Raw genomic sequence first — 23817 nt, 5'->3', positions numbered from 1 at the left:
TATTATTCAAATAAATGATGTGCAATAACGTCCCATGACTGAAAAAAAGGAAAAAAGCCTCATTTCAATAAAAAATGAATTATTAGAGGCGTGTAAAGGAATTCAAGACTATTTGGTAAAAATTCGGCGCTATTTTCATCAACATCCCGAATTACAGTATCAAGAAAAAAATACTCAAGATTTTATTTTAAAAGAATTAAAAAAAATGGGAATTGAAGGCAAAATAACAGCAAAGACAGGAGTAATCGCTAAAATCACAGGAGAATTACCAGGAACATGCATTGCTTTACGAGCAGATATGGACGCTTTGGCGATTTCAGAAGAAAACTTAGTAGAATATAGAAGTAAAAATCCTGGAATTATGCATGCATGCGGTCACGATGCACATATGGCTTCTTTGCTGGGGGCAGCTAAAATAATTAATCAATATCGTTCATATCTACATGGAACATTAAAATTAATTTTTCAACCAGCTGAAGAAGGTGGAGGAGGAGCTCAGAAAATCGTGAATGAAGGGCATTTACAAGATGTTGATCAAATATATGGTATTCATGTATGGCTACCACTTCAATCTGGTACAATAGGGTTGAATCCAGGCATTCTTATGGCTTCAGCAGATATGTTCCAAATTATAATTACAGGAAGAGGCGGACACGCGGCTTTTCCCCAATTATCTATCGATCCAACCATTGTGGTGAGTGAAATATATGACGCACTCCAAAAGTTGGTTACACGAGAAATTAATCCATTACATACTGTTCTTATTACAACTCCTGAATTTCATGGAAGTAATGCTGGTAATATTATCCCCTCAAAGGCAATTCTCTCAGGAACTTTGCGTACCTTTGATGAAAATGATCGAATGTATGTATTAAAACGAATAAAGGAAATTTGTACTCTGTACGCAAAAGCTTGGCGATGTGAATGTGAACTAAAACTTCTGGGAGTGTCTTATCCATCTGTAAAGAACTCAACACATCTTGTTAAGAAAATTGAACCAATTCTAAAAGATCTCGGACCTGTTACCGAAGTAGAACCAACAATGGGAGGAGAAGATTTTGCCTTTTATCAACAGGAAACTGATGGTGTATTCCTTTTTTTAGGAATTCAAAATAAAGAAAAGGACATTATTTATCCTCACCATCATGCCAAATTCAATATTGATGAAGATGTATTGTGGAAAGCAGCGGCAATATACTCGCTTTTAGCTTTCTCTGATTCGATTTAAAATTATTTAAAGCATTCTAATTCTCATTTTTAGTATTAATGATTTTGAATGCAATATTCAATTTTTCTTTAATAATTCTTAGTGCTCTTTTTCTTCTTTCAATCCCATATAGAGTAATATTACTGCAGGAACTATACCAATATTTATAATTAAATTGATCTTTCGCCCAATTTCTGAATTTAACCAATTAAAGACAAAACTTCCCACTATTACTAAATCCATTAAAATCATTCCTGAAAGAGTCATTATGTATTTTTTCCCATAAATGCTGGCTCGCCCAATTTCTTTATACTGTTTAATACCAGTAGTAATAATTAAAACAACTAGACTCTGAGAAATCACAATCCCATATAAAAAGAATGCAGTAGACCAAACAGGAACACCTAAATCTAAAGGATCCACTGATTTTTGGTTATATCCTTCAATACCTTGAAGCCCGTTTTTATATTCAAAAACAACACCATCTGGAATAAAGAATAATACTGATAATAAAAATATGTAAATGAAAGTATAAAGAATCTGTCTTCTTAAAGGAAATCCAACTTGAGATTTTCGGATGATTTGATCAAAAAAATAGATATTTAGAAGTCCCAAACAGGATAATGTGATAGTAAGCTTATTCCCAATTATATTAAATTCATATATATCTATTGCGCGATATAAAATATTAATTAAAATTCCGATAGCAGGAATGATGAAGACTAATGCAAGAGTAATTGATATACGATTTCGTTTTCGAGCTAAAGCTTTAATTGATAAATAAATAAAAAGCATTAAAATTAAGCCATAAATCACATATACTTGAAGAATTACTGTTGATACCATATTAATCAATTAAAAAGAAAATAAGGCTAAATGTTTTTGGAAAAAAAATGAAAACAAAATTAGAAAAAACGACATCTTATTTTTGTTTTTCTTAAATAAATGTTAATTATATGCAAATAAGTCCAGATAACAAAATAAATCATCAAAATCATTGGATAGATATCCATAAAGAAGAGGCACTCATATTAAAATCTGCAAAACTAATCTACACTCATTGTGAATTATTGTGTATAAGAAGAATTTTATAAACAACTGGGTTTTTATAGAATTATGAAATGTTCCGATAATTTAACAGCTCCAATCTTTTTGGAAATTTCGATTGAAGCCACAAATGAAAAAGATTTATCGGAAGAACAACTTATTGAAAGAGTATCAAAAGCTTTTTTTGAATTATACGGTAAAAATTGTCAAATTCATAAAATCAACAGAAAACCTTACATTCGCATCGATTTCCAATCTCAAGATGATTTTGCGAAAATTTATGAACGCCAATATTCTATGTATGTATATCTTTTTGATGAATTTCTTCAAGAAAATTTATCAATTGAAAATCTTTTTGCACCTTGGCTTAAAAAATCTGAAAAAAAGGGAGATAATGAACAATGGGATAATTATCTGGTTCTTCGTTATCGAACTAATTGTATTGAACCAATGAGACAGTTTTATGAATTTTCTGCAAAAATAAATCGTTTTTTTGGCTCACGTATCATAAATGAAGAAATAATTGATGGTTATTTGAGATTTATTCATACAAAAGAAGATTTTGAAATATTACTTCTTCCAGGAGATATAGAAGATGCGTGGCGAGAAACATTCAAAATACGTGGAGTGGATCTTGATCATCCTTTAATCAAGAAATTTTTCGTTACAATGCGCCATTGGAAGGAAGAAATTTGGAAAAAATAAAAAATTTTAACTAAATTATACGAATCACTTCTTTTTCTTGAAAAATCTAACAATTTGTGTAAAAATTGCTGGAAATTTGCTCGAATTTACAAATTCAAAAAAAATTTTAATTCTTCATTCGAACAAAATTGTACTTCAGTAAACTTAGAATTTTATTGATCTTGATTGTTTTTAATCGTTCATTTTTTTATTCTCTCATCACATTCTGATAAAAAACAAAAGATCTTTAATAATTTTGATCACTCTTGAAAAAAAAATAGTTAGAACGTTAAATATTTACTAATTACTGTTCAATTTCGGGATTCCGCAAAGTAATTCAACTGTATATTCATTGGGATTATTATAGCCATGAGGTTCATTTGGAGGCATATAAACAAATTGATTTGATTCTACTACTGTTTTTGCCCCTTTTTCATTTAATAATTCAATTGGACCTTTCAATATGAACATTTGATGTTCTTCTGGATGTGAATGAATTCCGATTTGACCTTGTGGTCCAATTTCAAACCGTCGAAGCATAAAATGAGTTGATTCTGAAGGTTTTCTAAACCATTGGATGGTTGTTTTCGTTGATCCGTAAACAGTTACTGGCTCTTTGGGAACATCATTAAGTGATTTAATAATCATTTTTAATCAAGATTGAAATAAGAAAGGTGTATTTTAAATTATTCACATTCGCACTAACTATAAAAATAGGAAAAAAAAGAATTAATCAGAACTGTACAATTAAATCAATGAAGTTTCTGCCCGCAATATTCACAAAATAGAAAATTAGGCTCAATCTCTTCACCGCACCGCGGGCAGTATTTAATTTTTACATTAGATTGAGAATATTGTTGTGAATTATTTGAATTATTAGCGGAACCTACTAAAGGTAAAGATTCCCTACGCATTTCTCGGTAATGTTGTTTGTTAACAGAATGATCAATAGAAATATATGCAATTAACATGATTGGTATTGTGGGCCACAAGAACCATCCAAAATCTCCACCTGTAATTAAATCAACAAAAGCTAAAAAGATACAAACAATTCCAGGATACCAGAGTGAATAATATTTTGAAACATGAAGACCCATCAACTTACGGCGTTTGGCATTGTATGCTACAGCATGACAACCCAATCCAATACCCCAAGTTAAAACAGGCCAAATAAACCATACGCCACTTACACTTAGTAAGTTTATCATTAATATAAATGCATTTACAATCAAATACACTGCGAAATGGATGTAAAATTCCCGATCAGATCGGTTTGAATATTTAGAGCGAATAAGTACAACTGCTGTGTGAATTCCAATACCAATACCCCACGAAAACAGCGGGAATATATGCCAAGGATACTCATATCCTGATAAAAGATTAAGTAGAAAAAGGAAAGAGTTTACGCTTAAGAATGTAATCCAATGAGATCGAAGACTGCTGCGAGCATTAGCGTAAGATTTTGGACTATAATAACCGCGATTTGGAAGCCGAGAAGTAAAGTTTGAATCATTATTATTAATATATGACATTTTTCCACCAATTTTTGTGATGTGATTTTTAATAATTTTATCAAAAAATCTTTGAATTAAGAAGGTTGAAGAGCCCATTTTTTAGCATGTTAATCTTTTCCACTCATGTTAGTCTCATCAAATTTTTTGCCAGCAACATGTCGATAACGTGGATTTTTATTTGCAACAGTAATAGCAACTAGAATTAAACAGATTCCAACAACTTCACGCAGAAAAAGAGTCTCATGTAGTAAAAAAACCCCTGCAACTGTACCTATAATTGGATTTATTAACGAAAAAATCACAATATATTCAGAAGAGATGCTTTTATTTGACAATGCTAAATTATATGTATAGAAAGCAATTCCTCCACAGAAGATACCAAGATATAAGAGTGCAATCCAATTGATACTAGATAAGCCACAAATTGCTTCAAGCCCTCCTGTAATAATTGCAATAGGAAGAAGAAGAAAAAGAGAACTAAGAAAAACAGAAAGGGTGGTGAAAAGAGGATCAATTTGTTCATTTATTTTAGCTGTAAATGCACTGTATGCCCCCCAAATAAAATAGGCAACCAAAGTGCCGAGATCTCCAGGTAATGTATCATTGCTAAAATTAAATTCATCAGAAATTAAAATTAATATCACGCCACTTATTGCCAAAATCAAGCCTACAAGGAAGTTTTTAGTAGGTTTTTGTTTATAAAATATTGTATTTATTATCACAACCCAAAAAATCATAGTATTACTAAGAACTGCTTGATTTGATGATTCTGTACGCGATAAAGACCAATATTCCATAAAAAAAGCAATTGCATATAGCAACACTCCAATCGCTAAAATTTGCCAGAGAAATTTACGAAATGAATTAAACCAATCAGTGAGTTGTCCCTTAATAACCAAAATGCAAAATATTGTGAATGCACCAATTACTGTCCTATAAAAAGTAACAATGATTGGAGAAAATGGAGTTGGAGATATGAACTTTCCAGCTGTAAAAGATGTTCCCCAAATTAAGAAAGTAAATAAGGCAAGTGCATAAGAAAAAGCGGGTGAACCACGCCAAGATTGCTTTTTTTGGGAATTTAGGTTCATAGGAATTAAAATTAAATAAGGTTTTTTTATTTTTTTTTTATCTTTATTTCTCTCTTTTTACAATAAATATAATTATTTATATTTTACCTTCTAAATCAGAGAAAATAAGAATCATTCATAATTTCTTTTAATTTCCATCCAAATTTTCTGTTTTAGAATTTTTGAAGCCATATTAATAGGAATTTGATTTTTTAACACATTAGGAACAATTCCATCAGTTCCAGGTATTAGAATAGGAAAAACGGGGATCTTTCTTTCTTTACCAATTTCTATTTGTAAATCTGTAAAAGAATCTTCAGAAAGATCTTCTCCAGCAAAATAAAGAATAGCATCCACATTTTGAATAATTACTAACAAAAGATTTCGTTTTGCAATTTCTGATTTCATATTTATAAATTTTTTTTCAGATTCAGTGATAAATACAATATCTTGAGGGTGGATTTCCAATTTCTTTAAATATTTCCCTATTAATTTGCTGTATTTTTGATTAAATATCAAAAGAATTTGTACCATACCCTTTTAAATATACGTATTAATATATATGTTCTTATTTCATAAAGTAATTAAAAAAAGGGGTGTACTTAATTAAAAAAAGCTAAATCAATTTTAACTCAAAAAATAGAAAATTATAATGGGTATAATTCTATTCCATTTTAATTAATGATGCAATTTTCATTTGTACTCTAATTAAATGATTTTTCTTTAGTTGTCTTATAGCTTTAAGAAAATGGTCTAATGTAGCATGAGAAGTTGATCGTTTTCCAAAGAAATTCATAACGACGCGCTGTAAAGATTCTAAAGGCATTTTACCACCATCTTTTAAAACAAAAAGAATACAATTCGAGATTTCATAAAGTGAAATCATGTTAAATTTACGAGGATCATCTTTCGGATGTAAAGCTATCCGACATTTAAATGATAATTGAGTTTTATGATCTTTAGGTAGTAAAAATCCTGGTTCACTTTTGTAATCAACAATATCTCGAGAGAAAATTAAATCAGATATTTTCTGCTTTACATAATTAGATTTCTTCTTGTATCCAAAAAGAGTAGACATTCGTGAAACGAGAAGATCAAAGTGAATTGGCCCTTCTTTTGTAACAATTTCTCGAATATACTCTTCAATTAGTCTTTCATATGCAGGATCATGAAAATCATCAATAGAAAAATTTTCATCAAAGCATACAATTTTATATTCTTCGACTCCTGAAATAGATAATAATTTTTTCCGGAAAATTGCACTATTTCGCCTTTGACTTGTCAATAATTCTAGATCTTGCTTATTAAATACAAAAAAGGTGCTTGATTCAGTAATTTCTTTAGTTTCTGAAATATTAGTCTGATTAGAAGATGAATTTTGCTTATATTGATAAAGTGCCTTTGTAGATGAAATTGATGAAGTTTGACTTTTCACTCTCTCTTTTTCTAATGTACAGAGTTTATATATTATTTCTGATATTTCCTTCAAGATCTTTTTATAATTTTGAAACCACTCAATAGAATAAATATGATATAGATTCCAATCTAAACTCTTAAGAACATAAGGTCGAATTCGAAATCGTTCAGTTGCATTAGGAGCAAACGCATAACTTCCATGATCTAGAATAATACCTAAAATATATCTGGATGAATCAAAAGGATGCACAATTGCAATATCAATTTGGTTTTTGGATTTACCAACCCCAATATCTACATTGAAACCTTGATCCTTTATTTTATTCGCAATAGAGCGCTGTAAATCAGTTTTTAGAGTTAATGAAGCTTGTAAAAGAGTTCCAGAATTTGAAATTACACCAGTATTGTTGTTTGCATTTTTTATTGTTTGAGAATAAACAAATTGTAAGAATTGAAAAAAATCACGCAAACCTTTACTTTGAGTGCGCTTAAAATCAATTTCATTTGGATTGAAAGAGCAGAAGATTTCCATGCGATATCGAGCTCGTGTTATTGCTACATTTAAGCGGCGTTCACCACCCATTTGATTTAGAGCCCCAAAATTTAATCTAAATTCTTCATTGTAATCATATCCATACCCAATAGAGAAAAATATGACATCTCGTTCATTTCCTTGGACATTTTCAATATTTTTAATAAAAAGACGCTCAGGACCAATGTAATCCACCAATTTCTCCTTTTCAAGATTTGCTTTTAACTTTTTTGCCAAAGCTTTTTGAATTGCATCCATTTGGGCCTCATTAAATGCAATTACCCCTAAACTAAGGGATCGCTTCTGAACTTTATTATTTTGATAATGTTCTAAGATAGCATTTGCAACTGCTTCTGCTTCAACCTTATTAGTTCGTGATTTTCCTCTATCATATTTTCCTTCTTTAATGTAATGAAAATTGATAGCACTTGTTGAAATATCTCTAAATATATCCGGGAATGTATTAAGCATGTGGGAATAATAATTATAGTTGGAAAAAACAATCAAATTTTCCCGTTTTGATCGATAATGATTTTTTAATGTAAAAACGGGTAATCCAATAACCATGGCTTCTTCTAACACGCTTTCGTATGATGATAAATCAGGATCAGTAAATTCTGATTCATCAAATAGCTGTGATGTAAAAAATCGAGTAGGAGGTAATTGTTTCTCATCACCTACTACCACTACTTGTTTTCCTCGAATAATAGCACCAATTGCATCTTCAGTACAAATTTGAGAAGCCTCATCAAATATTACCAAATCAAAATATTGATAAAATCTCTCTAAAGGCAGATAGGTCGCAACTGAGAGAGGACTCATTAATAAACATGGTTTAAGAGTTAAAAGGTAATCTCTACTGTAATCTAAAATGTCTCGTAACGGCTTAATATTTCTTCGTTTTATTAATTCACGATTTAAAAAACCGATTTCAGTAATCTCATCATCTTGGTAAAGCCATGGAGCGATAGGCCGATTTTCAAACAATCGTTTTGCTAATCGATATCGATTGATACGTAATAGATTGGCATCAATTTCTTTGAAATTTTGAATGTTTTTTGAGTATTTCTCTATTCGAAATCTATAAAGGGAGGGATTTGATTGAATTACACGCTCTAACCACTGAATCAAGTAAGTTTTTCGGAATTTGGAAGCAAAATTAGGAGAAATTTCCGAAATCATTAATTCTTTTATTAAAAAATCAAGTTGTTTAGATTTAAGTTGCTTTATACTTTTAGAAAATTCTACCCATTTAGAATACGATTTAAGTTCTTTTTGCCAAAATGAACACCATTTTGTTAATTGATTCCAATAATTATCAGATTCTATGATATTTATATTAGTTATTGGTAATTTTGCCAGAATTGGACTGTTTTGTATTTTTAGTAACGATTGTAGATAATTATTTAATTCATCAAAATGAGTGTAAAATAATTGAGGATTATTATTAGCCAAATTATGACTTGTTTGATAAATATTCTTATCAAGAAATGAATTTTGAACTAATTTTATACGTTGTATATGATTCTTAATAAGTTCAAATCGATTTTTACGTATTAAAATTTTTGAAATAAATTTTTTCCGATATTGATAAAATGTTATGGAAAAAAAACGCTTGGTATTATTGAAATTACTGATATACTCTTGTTCTATTTCATTAATATCTATATTTAAACTTATCAAAGAATAAAAAGAAAAGAATTCAGTTAATTTTTCTAAATCTGAAGGAGAATTAATAGATTTAAAGCCATAACGATGATAAAATAATTCTAATTTTTCTTGAAAAATTGTTAAAGCAATTTGAAAATTTAGCAATGCTTCTTGGATTTCAAGATAAGTATATTCAGGAGGTTGACTAAATGAACAAAGACGCCATGAAAAAGAATCATAATTCGCTCGGATATCAGAAAAATCTTCAATCGTAGATAAAATATCTTCAATTTCATCTAAATCATTCTCATCAAATGCATCAATATTTGGAATACGGCCTGAAAATTCTTTAATTTCGCGTAATTGATCTAAGGCAGCCAATTTTTGTTCAATCAAACATTCAGTTGGACCAAATGGTTTATTAATTTCGCTAACATACGAATTTAAATGCTGTTTCAAGCGTGATAAGGAATGATATTTTTCATTAGGAACCACAAACGGTTTTAGCTCCGTGTTATAAGTATGACTAATTTGATCCATAACTTGACGTTTATTAGATTTATCTGAATGTAATTCTAAACAAAATTCACCAATTCCAGTCTTATCCAACCGTTCTTTTACCACTTCCAAAGCGGCCGATTTTTGAGCAACAAATAAAACTTTTTCATTATCTGAAAGACATTCAGCAATAATATTGGCAATACATTGGCTTTTCCCTGTACCAGGTGGTCCTCTAATCACGCATGAATAACCTTGTTCGATATAAGATACCGCTTGTAATTGACTATAATCTATATCAAGAATAGAAAAAGCGTTTATTGCTTCTTCATTTTTAGTTCTCTCTTCACTTAATTTCGATGTGTCAATTTTTTGAGAGTAATGAGAAAGTTCAGCCAGGCTAAGAATAAATGGATGTTTAAAAAATAATGGCTTGAAATCATACAGATCTTGAAATAATGGAATTTTGTTAAATGCAAAAAAACTAATAAATGTGCGAAAAGTTATTTCCCAGGCAGGATGTGATTCAATTTTTTGTGAAAGTAGTTCAAAATACTTCAATATCTGCTCTTTTGAATATTCTCCTTCATAAGAAGGAAATTGAAAATTAAAATCAATTTTCATCTTTTGCATCAAAGAAGGGTTGATAATGAGATTTTCATCTAAAATTTGAACAGTGTAAAGGGTTTTGACAGAAACACGACTTATTTTTATTGGAACAAAAAGAATTGGGCTGTAATTAAACTCATTACTATTTTTTTCCTGCCATTTAAACAAACCAAAAGTAAAGTAAAGTGCATTTACACCTTTTTCTTCTAAAAAATTTTGATTTTTAGCTACAAATCGAGAAAGACGCTTTTCTAATACTTTGTCATCGACATTTGCAACCATTTTATTTGGTGGAGGTGATTCAAGAATTTTAAATAGAGCTTGTTCATACAAGAGTTTGATTTTTTGATTTCTCTCATCTTCTTTCTTTTTATCTTCTTCTCTATATTCTTCCTTTTCTCTCCTCTTATCTTTCTTCTTCTCGCTTATTGATTGTGATTGCAATTTTCGTTTAATTACAGAATCAGGATGGAATACTGGTTGAAAATGAAGGCGTTTTTCTTCACCTACAAGCAGTTGGAATAAAGAACTTAAAGAAGGTGAAATAATTTCTATCGTACGCTTTGAATGAGGTCGAAAATTCAATTGAAAATTACGTTTACTAAGATCCAATAAGTATTGTTTCCAAATTCGAAATCTTTTCTCAAATTTGGGCGTATAGTCAACTTTTTCTACTTTAAACTGATGAATTCGAATTGAATCTTGATCTTCTGACCCTTCACCTTTAATATTACTCTGTTCAGAAATTTCTGATATTAAATCAGATTGACAGTGTGGGCAAATTGTTAAATTTTCTTCAATTTGTGCTGAACAAAATGGACAAAAAGTAGATCCTCTGGGTAGAAATAATTCACAAACCATATATTCTTGTGTAATTTTTATTCCATACTTAATACAAAATCCATCATAAGCTTGAGAGAAATTTGCACAATTTTTACAATTTTCATCTGATCGCTTTTCCAAAGGTCGAAATCCTGGAGGTTGCACCACTATAACTATTGCTGGGTGTTAAAAGAAAATAAAGTTTTTCTATGATTAAAAAGGGAAAAAATAGATAAATGGATCAAAATGTAAAAAAGACCAGAACATAATGAAAAGCTTTCAATTCAACTTCTTCTGAAAAATGGAATTTTCTTTCGAATTAGATAATAAAAGCCTCCATATGACAAAAACCCTAAAGTTCCAAATAGAAAAAGCCCAAATGTTTGGAATTCTGGATCATTTCGGAGAAACATTATCCACGCCATTGCATTAACTGCTGTGATCATACCTATAAAAAAACCAAAGAATAAGATCATTAATGGAAATGCACGCTTAGGTCGTGTCATTAATAAATACATTGCAATATATCCAATCGGGATAGATAACCCTAAATCTAAGTATCGAATTACCCAAAATACAACAGGAGTCGCAGAATAAGATCCAGTTGCAGTATCGCCATAATTAACCACCTCCAATATTTCTTTCAACCACATCATTGCAAATAGCGATAGAACTCCCATTACTGCAAATCCATACCGTTTTAATCCCTTTGAATTAAAATCAGGGGCATCATCTTCAGTAAATTGCATTAGGCCAAAAATCATCATGATTAATCCATCAATGATCAATATTAGAAACATCCAAAAATACTCTTGAATATTGTAATTTCCAGTTAAATTTGGATGATTCCATTCTTGACCAATTCCATAAGATATTCCAGTATAAATTAAAGTTAAAGAAGCAAATGTAAGAAGATATTTAGAAATGGAATGATTTTTAATTTGTGTATAGCCAGCTGCAATGCAAATTGGTGCAATAAGGATAACATTGGCAAGATCTTGGCCTTGAGTTTGCCAAATACCCGATTGACTAGTTTTGAATTTAATCACTTCCAACCCTAATGGCCCTAAAACTGCCAAGAGGATTAGGACAATGCCGCTCGAAAATGCTGCAAAACAGATTAAGACCCGATCTTTTCTTTCATATCGGGTAACTAACTTCGAATTTTCCATGGTTTCAGTGTTTGTTTTCATTCTTGTTCACATTTTAATTATTTATTTGATCAAATCTATGAGCACCATCCCTGTTCCAAATTCAATTGTAAGAACATTATTCTCTTCAACGTTTATTTTTGGGATATTATCAAGAGAAATCTCTAGTACTAATTGTTCTAAAGAATTTCGTTGGCAAGAGAATTCTAAAATACTTGATAATGAATTTAAAATCAAGATTAGTTTTCTGTGCTCCACCGTTATCATAGAAAGAAAGAAATTGATACATATTTAAAGAAAATCGGAAAAAAAGGGAAGAAAGTATGTGTGTTCAAAGTTACTTCGAAAAATTAAAGCAATAAAAATAGGAACAATTTTCTTTAAATTATATTCTAGATCTCATTTTATTATTATTATTAAATTCAGATTCAAGAGTTAAGAGAATATTCAGTTCCATTGGCCCAAAAAATATCCCATAGTTGATTAAGAAACATCATACCCTCATGATCTTCATTCAAAATATAAAATCCTTCCGAAAAATCAGGTCGACCTTTATCATTTGGAAAAAAGATAAAAGCTCCTGCGATATCAGTTATTATCAAAGAAAAATTAATGGGATTTAACAACCGAATTTCTGAAGTTAAATTCTTTTTTGTGTTCTTTTTATATTTCAACATCTCTTTTGGAACAATATATTTTACCCTCAAATTTGCTTTCCCAAAAGGAAACGCTTGATCAGTCATTAATTTAACTTCTTCTTGAACTATTTCAAACAACTGCGAAAATCTTAGCATTACATTGCCAGTTCCTTTAATTAATTCTGCTTTACTTAAGTGAATTAGGTTAGGAATCATTTTTGGAGGAAATCCTTCAAGATTATGTGTTTGAAAAAAAAGAGCATGATTTAAAATAAATAACGTTGGCTGAAATAAGTGTATTATTAAATTTCCAAAGGGAGTTAACCCATATTTTTTATGTTCTACATCTTTTCTGACCAAGTTAAGCTTAACTGATGCATTTAAATGGCGCGAAGTTTCAGAACTTGATATACCTAAATAATGGGTGATTGAGGTAAAAGTTTCATCATTAAGGCTCAAAAAGTGCAATAATTCTAATCGCTTGGGGTGGAATATATCATTAATTAAATCTGAAGGAAAGTTAGGTGAAGAAAGTTTAGTAGGTTCCATCGCTATAAATATTGCTCAGTAAAGCTAAGCAATAAAGCTTTTCAATTATTAAAAATAGAATGCAATTAATTGGTGAATTCTTATGACTTCAATTGACAAAAAAAAGATTATCTATCAATTTATGAAAAAAGAATTCATCATAATTTCTTCATTAATTCTCCTTATTATTCTCTCTTTAATATACCGTATTCCAATGAAATATTATCCTTCTTTCGTTGATTGGCATACAATTCTAGCTTTAACAGGATTACTTGTAATAACAACAGGATTAAAAGAAAGTAACATCTTTGAAAAAATTGCAAAATGGATAATTAATTCGATTAAATCCGAAAGAAATCTTGCATTATTCATGGTTATGCTAACTTCTTTATTTTCAACACTTTTAACCAACGATATTGCACTTTTTATCGTGATTCCTTTAACAATAAGTATTCAAAAATTGATATCGAATAATATTTCAAAAATACTATATTTTGAAGTTATATCTGTAAATGTCGGTTCTTCGTTGACACCTATTGGAAATCCACAAAATCTTTATTTATGGCATATTTGGGATAATTCATTCTTTATTTTTATATACAAGCTTCTACCTTTTGTGTTGATTCTTCTCCTTATTCTTGGATTATTTGTGTGGATTTCATTTCCAAAAACGGATTTGGTAATTTTAAGTCAAAATGAGATAAATGCGACAGATAATAATCAAAACAGAGCCCTTTTTGGATTATCTCTTTCATTATTAATTTTATATATCATACTTTTAGAATTTGATTTGTTGATAATTTGTATCATTGCAATTTTTATATGTTATATTCTTTTTTTTAGAAGAATTCTACTTAAGGTGAATTGGGAAATAATTATTCTTTTCTTTTTAATATTCATTGATTTTCATATTGTCTCTCAAATTTCAATTATAACCATATTAATGCAAAGAATAAGTGTAAATTCATCAAGAACTATATTCTTTCTTGCAGTTATTATTTCACAATTAATTAGCAATGTTCCTGCAGCAGTTTTTCTTTCAAAATATACTTCAAATATGCTTCCGTTAATCTATGGAGTAAATATTGGTGGTATTGGGTTCTATTTAGGATCTTTTGCGAATATAATCGGTTTAAGATTAATAAAAGAAGAGAGATCATTTATCAAATTTCACAAGTATTCAATTCCTTATTTTATTATTTCTTTAGTAATTATTTTCCTAATTTTCTTTTAAGAATTTGGTTTTCTCGTAGTGTAGATTAATTTTACCTTAACGAATTTACATGAAATTAAAAATTTAATTTTTCAATAATAATATCCACGAATAATTCGTTTTTCATCAAAATTATTTGATTAGAAGCAAAATCTAAAGATCTACATTTAATTTTTGCCATATATAAACACACTTTCTAGATTTATCTATAATCTAATTGAAAAATTAAAAAAAAGGATCAGTATATTCACTCAATTACATTTTACAAATCAGATAATTGCTATATCCCCAACAATAATAAAGAAAAAAGAAGAATATTCTCTTAATTACATCCCAGTTTTCTTGTTTCCCCACATTCCCATGGCAACACCTAATTCTTGGTGTTCTTTAGCAGCTTTCTTAACAGATTCACCCTTCATAACTGCATCAATCGCTTGTCTGAAAGCTTTCGCACCTGCAGTTGGTCCCATTTCATGCGCATGGATACCACCACCTGCTCCTAACATGCAATTCCATCCAATATCACGAACAGCATACTCAACCATTCCTGGTGTAATTCCTCCACTTGGCATCGGCATCATTGGTTTTATATGAGGTAAAGGATATACGCACTCCATGACATTTTGAATAAAACGCTCTGGAACCACAGGTGCTTTTCCATAAGGTGCAGGGAGGACCACAACATCTCCACCAACCAGTCGCGGAAGTTTTCCTAAAGTTAATTTACTGGTTACTCCAGACCAAGGATCTTCATACCAAACTCCAGCAAAGTCCATATGCATTTGAATTGGAATCTTTACACTAGGATCTTCAGCAATTTGTTTAACAATGGTTAGCCCTTGAGGAAGATAATTGATAAGCATTCCATTTCCCCCATGAGATTGCACAGTTTCAATATTATTAAAGATTTGTGGAGTGTTATCTGTAACATTGATCATATATATTGTCTTTTCCCCAGTTTCTTCCTTTGCTCGATCGATAGCTTCCATACATTTAGTGACACGATCTTCAAGAGTGTTGAATTGCTGATCTGCGATGAGTTCATCATCCTTAACGACATCCACACCCCCTAGTGCTACTTTATATGTCAAATCAGCCGCAACTTCAGCTGTATGTCCTGTACAGGGTTTAATCATATTGTTCAATAAAGGTCGATTTTGAACACCTAAATATTCACGAATTCCCTCAATACCAAAGCGAGGTCCCGGCATTGTGGCAAGGACGTCTTTAGGAAACCAGATGTCCATGAGTTTTAATTTTCCACCCATAGATATATTTCCAATTACAGCCGTAAAAAGTAAAGCAAAGTTCAATTGACCTTCCCGATTTAAAAGGTTAATTTTTGGCCATGCGATTTGAAGAACATAGTCTCGATGATTAATATCTTGATTTCCTATTGATTTTGGAATTTCATATTCATAATTTGGTAGTTCATAACAACCAATAACTTTTGCGATGTGATCCTTACGGACTGCTTCAGTTTCTGCAGGGACTCTAATCCATGTTCCTGTTGATTGTTCAATGGCTGCAAATTGTCCTAAAGTCAAACCATTTTGTTTTTTAGGTAAACGAACAATAAATGTGCCAATTATATAATTCTCAATTTCAATTCCATCAAAAAGACCCCATGGTTGGGCAGGAATATTATCAAAGCTAGCGATAGGTATTTTTCACAACTCCATTCTTGTTTTTTTTAAAAAGATAAAAAAATAATAGTAAAATCCGACTTCCATCAATATAGAATGCTGAATGAAAAAAAGGATAAACTATCCATAATTACAATATGTAAATGCAGATATATAAAGACTTTTACTAAATTCAAAGAAGAAAATCCATTTTTTTTGATTCAGATTTCAATTCCTTTCAAATTATAAAGTCAAAAAATGTACGATAATTGATTTGTTATCGAAAATTGAACAAAAATGGTCTTTTTTTATTTGGAATAATATTTTTAATTCTAATTTTTCTTACCTTTTTGCTTAATATTGCGATTTTATTAGCACACATCATGTTATTTCCAATTATGTAGTTTAACTATATTTAAACCAGAAAATTCGGAACGGGATCACAAAATTTTGACTTGGAATCAGATTAATTAGTATAAGTTTGTATTATTTAAGTAGGATGTCAACAAAAAATACAACATGGGAAATTTCTCCTCAATTGAAAACACTTATTATCCCTTGTAGTAGATGTAGACATCTTAAGAAAATTGAATTCTTGCAACTTGATCAAATATATATGGAGTGCGAATGTTATCAAATTAAAGATACTTTAACAGAATTGATTAAATTCAGTAGAGTTTGCGAGCATTACTCTGAATCTTTGAAACAATTAAAAGAAATTTTAAAATCTGACAATATTTCCAATATCAGAAAATAATTAATTTTCAATAATCATTATGCTTTTTCTTAATCTTTTTCAATATATTTATTTATTCGTTGTTGAAGCATTTGTTTATCTTTAGTTCTTTTAGGATATTTCTCTAAGAATGCATCTTGATCGCGCTGTATTATATCCAAACAAGTTGATAAAAGAAATAAGGCGCGTTGTTTTTGAATGGATTCGATAGAATTTGCTTCTCTTAAAAGATTAAGGTAATCCTTAATAGAATAATCTGCAGGATCCATACTTTTCTTACTTTTTTCTTCACTGTTTATTTGTTCTTCTATCATCAATGTTTCAGCTTTTCGGGCTTCTTCAGCTTTTCGGGCTTCTTCAGCTTTTCTGGCTTCTTCAGCTTTTCTGGCTTCTTCAGCCTTTCTGGCTTCTTCAGCTTTTCTGACTTCTTCAGCTTTTCTGACTTCTTCAGCTTTTCTGGCTTCTTCAGCCTTTCTGACTTCTTCAGCTTTTCGGGCTTCTTCAGCTTTTCGGGCTTCTTCAGCTTTTCGGGCTTCTTCAGCTTTTCGGGCTTCTTCAGCTTTTCGGGCTTCTTCAGCCTTTCGGGCTTCTTCAGCCTTTCGGGCTTCTTCAGCCTTTCGGGCTTCTTCAGCCTTTCGGGCTTCTTCAGCCTTTCTGGCTTCTTCAGCTTTTCGGGCTTCTTCAGCATTTCGGGCTTCTTCAGCCTTTCTGGCTTCTTCGGCTTTTCTGGCTTCTTCGGCTTTTCTGGCTTCTTCAGCTTTTCTGGCTTCTTCAGCTTTTCTGGCTTCTTCAGCTTTTCTGGCTTCTTCGGCTTTTCTGGCTTCTTCGGCTTTTCTGGCTTCTTCGGCTTTTCTGGCTTCTTCGGCTTTTCTGGCTTCTTCAGCTTTTCTGGCTTCTTCAGCTTTTCGGGCTTCTATTGCCTTTTTGATTTCTTCAATTTTATCGGCTTCTTCAGCATTATGGACTTTTTTAATAATTTTTGCTTCGGCCGATTTCTCCAAAGCTAAATCTTCTTCTATTTTCTTTTTAAATGATTCTTGTTCATGTTGAAGAACGGAATAATAGTCTTGCCAACTATGAATCAACCCTTGATCTTCAGAATCACTCAACTCAAAGTTAATCGTATCTAATATTTCCTTAGCTTCTTGAAATTCACGATTCTTCATTGCTTTATGAAATCTTACAGCAAAAATATCGACTTTTTTTCGAATTTCTAGCTCTTTATTTGTTTTTTCTTTATCAACAAGAGAAGAGAGAAGTGCTTCATATTTGTTTATTCGTTCTAAATCATTGATAATTTCAGAGTTTACGATAAGATCTTTAATAATTTGCTTTTTATTTTCAATATCTGCCATTTTTGATACATTAGTTAAGCTTTCTTCTAATTTTGAGATATTTAACTTGATTTCGCGCTGTTTTTGTTCCCATTGGGATAATTGTTCTTTATATTCATCTTCTGATACATTAAGATATTGTAAAAATTCTCGGGTTTGGTAAGTATATCCTTCAATTGTAAAATGTCGCAAAATAGTAATAGTTGGATTTCGCTCAAGTACTTGATCTTCAATTAAAGGAATTAGATTTTTCAAATCTCTTGGTGCTTCAGGACCTACCCAAATGTAAAGCCTCTTAACACGAAAGAAATAAAATGCAAGAATTTGGACACTTTGAAGTTCACGAATAATATTTTCAGTATCTAAAGCAATTAAATTTCCATTTTTTAATAAACGATATGCAATAAACGATTTTTTAAAAGGATATGCCATTTTTTTCACTTTCTCATATCTTGAATTCTTATATTTTTATTAATTGTTTTTCTGACGGAAGTAAAGGAAGTTTTTCAAAAATGTTACGCAAATATGTTTTTATTTCTGAATTATTACTTTGCAATACATCTAATGTAAAAAAGGCTAATTTTACTCCAAAATGATCTTCTAGGATTTTTTTTACTAATCCTAATCCATTTAAGACTTCATCAAGTTGTGTTTGAATTTCAGAAATTGGTTTATTTTCATGTATTAAACATAAAGTAGAAAGAAATATCATTAAACTTGCAGATGTATAGTCATTTCTTCGCGCCATTCGTTTTGATAACTTAATGTATTTTTGAAAGGCCTCTTTAAATAGATTTTTTGAAAGATCATCAAAAATTTCTTGATAATAAGTCCGAATCATTTTTTCTCTTTTTTTAAGCAATAAAGAAAATTCATTACTTAATTTTGTAATATCTTGGATTAGAACAATTACTTGTTGTCCTAATAAACTATCTTCATTAAGAGATTTACCAACTTGAATAGATCCAACCCGCTGTGACTTTTTGTCTGAGAATTTCTTATCCTCTTTTTGAAATTTCTGGGTTAATCTTATTAGAAATGAGATTTCCCAATCAAAGAGTGGAAGCTTTGTCTGAAATGCGTTGAAAATATCAAGTATCATGTTTTGTGAATCAGGGTGTTCCCAATAGTGTAAAACTAGTTCTAATAATTGAATGGGAACACTTGACATTAAATCCCCATATTTTTTTCCATGTTGAAATACAAATTTCTCAAACTCATGATAGACTTCATCTGAAGTTTTAACTTTAAGTAGCGTTAAAAACCCCATAATTATTGACACAATAGAGAATTCATAATAATTATGGTAAAACATATTGAGAGATTGTTCAAAATATGATACAGATGCATCTTCGTATTCTTGTCGGGCAAAATGATCTTGACAATCGCCCCAATATTTCAAATCAAAGGAAATTCGTCTATTTTTTAATTGAATATCAGAATATAATTTTTCAATTAAAATTGAATAATTAGATGGAATTGTAGATTTAGTTTTTGATAAAATTTCTTGATGTCCAGATAAAATACGAGAAAAATCAATTTCTTCTCCAAGCAATGTTTCAAGTATCAGTCTTTCTTCAGGAAAAAATGCAAATACATCAAATAATTGAAGGGCAGATTTCAATTGTTGAGGTTTATTTGCTTCAATCATCTGAATTAGATAATCAATAAGCTGATATGCATAAGTCTTTTTAAAAATATCAAAAGAGACCCGAGAGTTGCCTGTAAACTTATGAATTTCATGTTTCAAAGCATTTACATTCTTTAATGTAAGAAAAAGCAAAGAAACAACAGCGATATTTACTCCAGCTAATTCGAATTTTTTACTTGCGGCTAAATCTTCAGCTGTTTGTAGATATTTTTCAATTGATTTATAATATTTTCCCTCTCTAAATAATTTGATTGCATCTTGATAATATCGACGTTTTAATCCAGTACGCATTCGTAGTAAATTAACTGATGCAATTCGCTGATCTCGAGCACGATTTTGCAATTGTGATAATCTTTCAGCAAAAATTTTTACTTTTTGGTTTTGTTGGATTTGTTCAACTTTTGATCTATTTAACTCTGATTCGATTTCATCAATTTTTTCACAATAAGATTGAGACAGCTGAAAGTTAGAAATTTTTTCTGCGTATGTTCGAGCTTCACTGTAAAATTGATTTTTTAAATAATATTTTACAAGGGTTATGTAAATTGAATCTAAATTTATTTCTTCATTTTCTAAATAGCTTTTAGAAGTTAGATCTATTTTATTAATCTGTTCAAATAAAGTTGATAAACCTTTTACTTCAATTTTATGAGAAATTAATTCTGCGTAAGCAAGAAGTTCTTCAAGATATAATTTTGCTAAAAGACGAGATTCTTCATACAGTAGATGATTGCGATATATTCTTACAAAATTAAACAATAATTTCTCTGTTTCTTCACTTGTCTTATTCGAGTCTGTAAACTTCATTCTATCAAAATATTCTTTAAGTTGTGGAAATTCATCTTTTAGGAATTTCTTTCTTTGAATTTCAGGAAGTTTTGAAATATATTTTATAATTTTTTCAATTTTTCCATTATTTAAATTAATTTTTAAGAAATATAGTATAATTTGATGATTATAATTTTCTTGTCCAATTTGGGAAAACCAATCTGCTTTTTTTAGCAATATTTCCTCAACAAATTGAAAATTACTATGCTGAAGTTCGAAGTTTAAGTCTTGATAAAGATCTTCCAACATTTGATCAAATTTTAATTTCTCATATTCAATATATCCAAATAATAAATCAGTTTTTAGACCTAACTCTTCTAATTCTCCTTTTCGGGCTAAATTTTTAAAATTTTCTTCAGTTTCCATTCTATACTTAGTTAATTCGATTTGTAATATTGTATCATGTATTTTTGGTATTATTCCTTCAGCTTTTAAAAAATCACGCCGTTCTATGAATAATTTTGCCATATTATAAAGTATTTCATCTATATTTTCTGCTTCAATATTATAGGTTTCCCAAATCGTTGTAAGTTCATCATAGCTCAATCGTGCAGTATCAACATCACCAATATTTAAATTTCTGATTATTATTCTTTTTAATATTTTCACCGCTTTTCGAGCAAGAACTTGCAATGATTCAAATAGCCCTGATTTTTGGTATCGCTGAAAACATAGATATAATTGTGCTTTTGCAAGTCCATCTTGGTCTTTTTCGATTAGTTGATCAGCAAGATGAGCAATTTTCTCTGTCATCTCTTCTAAAATAGTGATCATTCTAAAATGATCGAATTTATCTAATAAAGCAAATGCATTTTGCAATTCATGTTGTGCAATCCAAGCATCAATCGCAAGTTTATAGCACTGTTCCATTAAAGAAGTATCATCAAGTTCCATTTTTATCCAATTTCCAACTGTTTCAAATTTTAACGCAGCGGATTCATATTTATTTTGCGAGAATAATACTTTTGCTTCTTCAATTATTGTGTTTGCATAGTCCTTTTGATACTTTTTAAAGAAAATAGGATTGATTGATCGAATTATTTGAGCTGCTTTTAAATAATTTCCACTTTTTGCATAGAGATTAGCTGTTTTCTCTGCAAGAATATAATAATCTTGAGAATCAGAATGCTTTTGAATATTAATCACTCGTTCACATAAAACCGCTGCTGACAGAAATTTAGATTGAGAAATAAATTCATTTATTTTTGAATAATAAAGGGGTTTTTGTATCCACGCAATGTCAGTATTAATGTTTCTTTGACCAGAAATCACAGATTGACATAAAGTTATTAAATATTCACGTATCATACCAATTTCTGTTCGTGAAATAATAAAAATACAAGCTGAAGAACGGAATGATATAGTTTTAATAATTTCTGATATATCAGCTTTAAGAATAACTTCCATAGTTTGGATCACGATTATCATTGGAATATCAGGGCGAATTTTTTCGATTAGGTCCAATACATCTTGAAGCTTTTCAATATTTCCTGTTTGATTAGGATCCAAATAAAATAAAATTCCATCTGCCATACTAATGGTATTTTTTCCTTGTTCTTCTACGTTATGAGGAATGAGAAGAGATAATTCGATTTCATCATCTTCTAGTGAAAAAACTGTTGTATAGTGAACATCTTGGCCTTCATCCTTACTCTGAAATCCAATTTCATTAAATCCTTGCATGGCTGAAAAAATATCACCCAGCACAGCAAATGTTAATACAAATTGCAACTCTTCTTCTACCTCTTCAATATACCTTTACAATTAATATGGAACCTTGTATCTCTTATAGAAATTCGTATTCTATCATTAAATAAGTTGCTAAAATAATTTCTTGATCTTTGGATCTCAACTTAAGAGAAATCCATATAAACATTCATTGCATCAGATTAAATATGCATTCTGATTATGAGAGTAAGAAATTAGCTCAATGCTTTATTGCAGAATTATCATCTGAAATCAAGATCCCTCCATCAATTCACGAACAATTGAAGCCGTTGGGTAAAAATTTAGTTGCTGTTATTCCGGGAGAATCAAAAAAACTATCGTTTTTCTTAACGAATTGTTCTAGAGTTCTTTTTATAAAATTGCTATTGGATAAATCTTCTTTAAATGAAAGTTTCTTTACATCTTTAAGGAGAACTCTTCAAAAATTGAATATGGAAAATCTTTTCTCTACAGGTATATGTTTTAAAGACGATATTTGTGTTTGGGAAGGTGTCTTTGAATTTGATGATGATTCTAATTTTCAAGAAATAAAAGAAAATTTAGCGAAAGTAACTCATGTAAATAAAGCAAAATTTGAGAAAATCGAATTAAATGAAAATTCATAAGTAAATTATAAAAATTTAAAAAGGTGGTTATACGTCATTCAGAAGAAATTCAGAAGATAAAATCTTTTTATTGCATCCCACCCGAAGGAAAATCTATAAAATAATTTGTGAAAATCCAGGGTCGTACTTTTACCGTTTAATGCAACATGGAGAAGAAGGTATAAGTAGCGCGACTTTACTTTATCATTTATCAAAATTAGAAGAAGATGATTTAATTCATTCTGCAAAAATCGATGGAAAACGCATTTATTTTCCTAAAAACCTAAGAGATTTTGAAACCGAAAGAGCTTTTATGCTCTTAAAGAACGAAAATGCCCGAAAGATATTTCTCTATATTTTAAATCATGAGAGTTGTTTTCAAAACCAAATTGCGCGAGAATTAAATATTCATCATGATACAGTTCGTCATCACGTTTCTAAACTTGTAGATTCGGAAATGGTAGAAAAACATAAGGTAGGAAGGCAAATTCATTTTAAAATTGGGCGATTGGGAAAAGAAATCTTAAAGGGCTCAATGATAATCTTTTCAGAAGCATATATTCGCTTTATTATATCTAAATTGGCAGATGATTGTCATTTTCCAGAGATTATAGAGCGAACAAATGAAAGAATAGTGATTCGAGTTGTGTGTCCTAATGAAGATGATATTGAATTAAGTATTGATATCTCAGGTTGGGTAATTGATGAAAATACAAATAAAAAATAATTTAAATGGTAGAAAAATGAATTTA

General features: G+C 30.0%; 18 protein-coding genes. 6 read left to right on the top strand and 12 right to left on the bottom strand.

Translation table 11 applies throughout. From position 1 onward, the window contains the following. Positions 1-34: 34 nt before the first annotated feature. Positions 35-1228, top strand: coding sequence for a M20 metallopeptidase family protein (locus ACXLDF_RS16950; RefSeq protein WP_457559741.1), 1194 nt, complete (start codon positions 35-37; stop codon positions 1226-1228). A gap of 78 nt (positions 1229-1306) precedes the next feature. Here ACXLDF_RS16950 and ACXLDF_RS16945 read toward each other — a convergent pair whose 3' ends face one another. Further along, positions 1307-2053, bottom strand: coding sequence for a hypothetical protein (locus tag ACXLDF_RS16945; protein ID WP_457559740.1), 747 nt, complete (start codon positions 2051-2053; stop codon positions 1307-1309). A gap of 270 nt (positions 2054-2323) precedes the next feature. On the opposite strand from ACXLDF_RS16945, the gene ACXLDF_RS16940 reads away from it, so the two are divergent. Next, positions 2324-2959 (top strand): hypothetical protein, encoded by a 636-nt coding sequence (locus ACXLDF_RS16940; protein ID WP_457559739.1) that lies wholly within the window; start codon positions 2324-2326, stop codon positions 2957-2959. 279 nt (positions 2960-3238) lie between these two features. Here ACXLDF_RS16940 and ACXLDF_RS16935 read toward each other — a convergent pair whose 3' ends face one another. The 8 genes from ACXLDF_RS16935 to ACXLDF_RS16900 all read right to left on the bottom strand — a co-directional run bounded on the left by ACXLDF_RS16935 (position 3239) and on the right by ACXLDF_RS16900 (position 13387). Next, complete coding sequence (locus ACXLDF_RS16935; RefSeq protein WP_457559738.1) at positions 3239-3586, bottom strand: cupin domain-containing protein; 348 nt, start codon at positions 3584-3586, stop codon at positions 3239-3241. Positions 3587-3690: 104 nt separating this feature from the next. Next, complete coding sequence (locus ACXLDF_RS16930; protein ID WP_457559737.1) at positions 3691-4470, bottom strand: 2TM domain-containing protein; 780 nt, start codon at positions 4468-4470, stop codon at positions 3691-3693. An 89-nt stretch (positions 4471-4559) separates the two neighbouring features. Next, positions 4560-5543 (bottom strand): DMT family transporter, encoded by a 984-nt coding sequence (locus ACXLDF_RS16925; protein ID WP_457559736.1) that lies wholly within the window; start codon positions 5541-5543, stop codon positions 4560-4562. A 111-nt stretch (positions 5544-5654) separates the two neighbouring features. Further along, positions 5655-6056 carry a hypothetical protein gene (locus ACXLDF_RS16920; protein ID WP_457559735.1) on the bottom strand — a complete coding sequence of 134 codons (402 nt, stop codon included), beginning with the start codon at positions 6054-6056 and terminating at the stop codon, positions 5655-5657. A 130-nt stretch (positions 6057-6186) separates the two neighbouring features. Then, positions 6187-11217, bottom strand: a complete 5031-nt coding sequence (locus ACXLDF_RS16915; RefSeq protein ID WP_457559734.1) for a DUF3320 domain-containing protein — start codon at positions 11215-11217, stop codon at positions 6187-6189. 116 nt (positions 11218-11333) lie between these two features. After that, positions 11334-12242 carry a hypothetical protein gene (locus ACXLDF_RS16910; protein ID WP_457559733.1) on the bottom strand — a complete coding sequence of 303 codons (909 nt, stop codon included), beginning with the start codon at positions 12240-12242 and terminating at the stop codon, positions 11334-11336. Positions 12243-12263: 21 nt separating this feature from the next. Continuing rightward, positions 12264-12467, bottom strand: coding sequence for a hypothetical protein (locus ACXLDF_RS16905; protein ID WP_457559732.1), 204 nt, complete (start codon positions 12465-12467; stop codon positions 12264-12266). A gap of 161 nt (positions 12468-12628) precedes the next feature. Further along, positions 12629-13387: an ArsR family transcriptional regulator gene (locus ACXLDF_RS16900; protein ID WP_457559731.1), complete on the bottom strand. Its 759-nt coding sequence runs from the start codon at positions 13385-13387 to the stop codon at positions 12629-12631. An 82-nt stretch (positions 13388-13469) separates the two neighbouring features. Between ACXLDF_RS16900 and ACXLDF_RS16895 the strand changes: the two genes are divergently transcribed. Further along, entirely contained in the window at positions 13470-14600 is a 1131-nt protein-coding gene (locus ACXLDF_RS16895; protein ID WP_457559730.1) for an SLC13 family permease, read from the top strand. A gap of 305 nt (positions 14601-14905) precedes the next feature. Here the strand turns inward: ACXLDF_RS16895 and ACXLDF_RS16890 are convergent, their stop codons facing one another. Beyond that, positions 14906-16222: a RuBisCO large subunit C-terminal-like domain-containing protein gene (locus ACXLDF_RS16890; RefSeq protein ID WP_457559776.1), complete on the bottom strand. Its 1317-nt coding sequence runs from the start codon at positions 16220-16222 to the stop codon at positions 14906-14908. A 481-nt stretch (positions 16223-16703) separates the two neighbouring features. Here ACXLDF_RS16890 and ACXLDF_RS16885 point away from each other — a divergent pair, with 481 nt between their 5' ends. After that, positions 16704-16961: a hypothetical protein gene (locus tag ACXLDF_RS16885; protein WP_457559729.1), complete on the top strand. Its 258-nt coding sequence runs from the start codon at positions 16704-16706 to the stop codon at positions 16959-16961. A 29-nt stretch (positions 16962-16990) separates the two neighbouring features. On the opposite strand, the gene ACXLDF_RS16880 is transcribed toward ACXLDF_RS16885, so the two are convergent. After that, the gene (locus ACXLDF_RS16880) at positions 16991-18706 is read right to left on the bottom strand and encodes a hypothetical protein (protein ID WP_457559728.1); all 1716 of its coding nucleotides are present in this window, start codon (positions 18704-18706) and stop codon (positions 16991-16993) included. Between the two features lie 28 nt (positions 18707-18734). After that, a complete protein-coding gene (locus ACXLDF_RS16875) occupies positions 18735-22484 on the bottom strand; it encodes a hypothetical protein (protein WP_457559727.1) in 3750 nt (1249 codons plus the stop codon). A 164-nt stretch (positions 22485-22648) separates the two neighbouring features. Between ACXLDF_RS16875 and ACXLDF_RS16870 the strand changes: the two genes are divergently transcribed. Together ACXLDF_RS16870 and ACXLDF_RS16865 are read left to right on the top strand one after the other, a co-directional pair. Next, a complete protein-coding gene (locus tag ACXLDF_RS16870) occupies positions 22649-23086 on the top strand; it encodes a hypothetical protein (RefSeq protein WP_457559726.1) in 438 nt (145 codons plus the stop codon). 139 nt (positions 23087-23225) lie between these two features. After that, complete coding sequence (locus ACXLDF_RS16865) at positions 23226-23792, top strand: hypothetical protein (protein ID WP_498038943.1); 567 nt, start codon at positions 23226-23228, stop codon at positions 23790-23792. The last annotated feature ends 25 nt before the right edge of the window (positions 23793-23817 follow it).

The sequence above is a fragment of the Candidatus Harpocratesius sp. genome, assembly GCF_054039255.1.
Note: the sequence above shows the minus strand (reverse complement) of the source record. Positions and strands in the feature narration are given on the sequence as shown.

Excerpts from the sequence above, each read along its gene's own strand:
- ACXLDF_RS16880 (WP_457559728.1), bottom strand. The coding sequence starts at position 18,706 with ATGGCATATCCTTTTAAAAAATCGTTTATTGCATATCGTTTATTAAAA.
- ACXLDF_RS16950 (WP_457559741.1), top strand. The coding sequence starts at position 35 with ATGACTGAAAAAAAGGAAAAAAGCCTCATTTCAATAAAAAATGAATTA.
- ACXLDF_RS16900 (WP_457559731.1), bottom strand. The coding sequence starts at position 13,387 with ATGGAACCTACTAAACTTTCTTCACCTAACTTTCCTTCAGATTTAATT.
- ACXLDF_RS16870 (WP_457559726.1), top strand. The coding sequence starts at position 22,649 with ATGCATTCTGATTATGAGAGTAAGAAATTAGCTCAATGCTTTATTGCA.
- ACXLDF_RS16905 (WP_457559732.1), bottom strand. The coding sequence starts at position 12,467 with ATGATAACGGTGGAGCACAGAAAACTAATCTTGATTTTAAATTCATTA.
- ACXLDF_RS16895 (WP_457559730.1), top strand. The coding sequence starts at position 13,470 with ATGACTTCAATTGACAAAAAAAAGATTATCTATCAATTTATGAAAAAA.
- ACXLDF_RS16945 (WP_457559740.1), bottom strand. The coding sequence starts at position 2,053 with ATGGTATCAACAGTAATTCTTCAAGTATATGTGATTTATGGCTTAATT.
- ACXLDF_RS16930 (WP_457559737.1), bottom strand. The coding sequence starts at position 4,470 with ATGTCATATATTAATAATAATGATTCAAACTTTACTTCTCGGCTTCCA.
- ACXLDF_RS16920 (WP_457559735.1), bottom strand. The coding sequence starts at position 6,056 with ATGGTACAAATTCTTTTGATATTTAATCAAAAATACAGCAAATTAATA.
- ACXLDF_RS16935 (WP_457559738.1), bottom strand. The coding sequence starts at position 3,586 with ATGATTATTAAATCACTTAATGATGTTCCCAAAGAGCCAGTAACTGTT.
- ACXLDF_RS16865 (WP_498038943.1), top strand. The coding sequence starts at position 23,226 with ATGCAACATGGAGAAGAAGGTATAAGTAGCGCGACTTTACTTTATCAT.
- ACXLDF_RS16910 (WP_457559733.1), bottom strand. The coding sequence starts at position 12,242 with ATGAAAACAAACACTGAAACCATGGAAAATTCGAAGTTAGTTACCCGA.
- ACXLDF_RS16885 (WP_457559729.1), top strand. The coding sequence starts at position 16,704 with ATGTCAACAAAAAATACAACATGGGAAATTTCTCCTCAATTGAAAACA.
- ACXLDF_RS16940 (WP_457559739.1), top strand. The coding sequence starts at position 2,324 with ATGAAATGTTCCGATAATTTAACAGCTCCAATCTTTTTGGAAATTTCG.
- ACXLDF_RS16925 (WP_457559736.1), bottom strand. The coding sequence starts at position 5,543 with ATGAACCTAAATTCCCAAAAAAAGCAATCTTGGCGTGGTTCACCCGCT.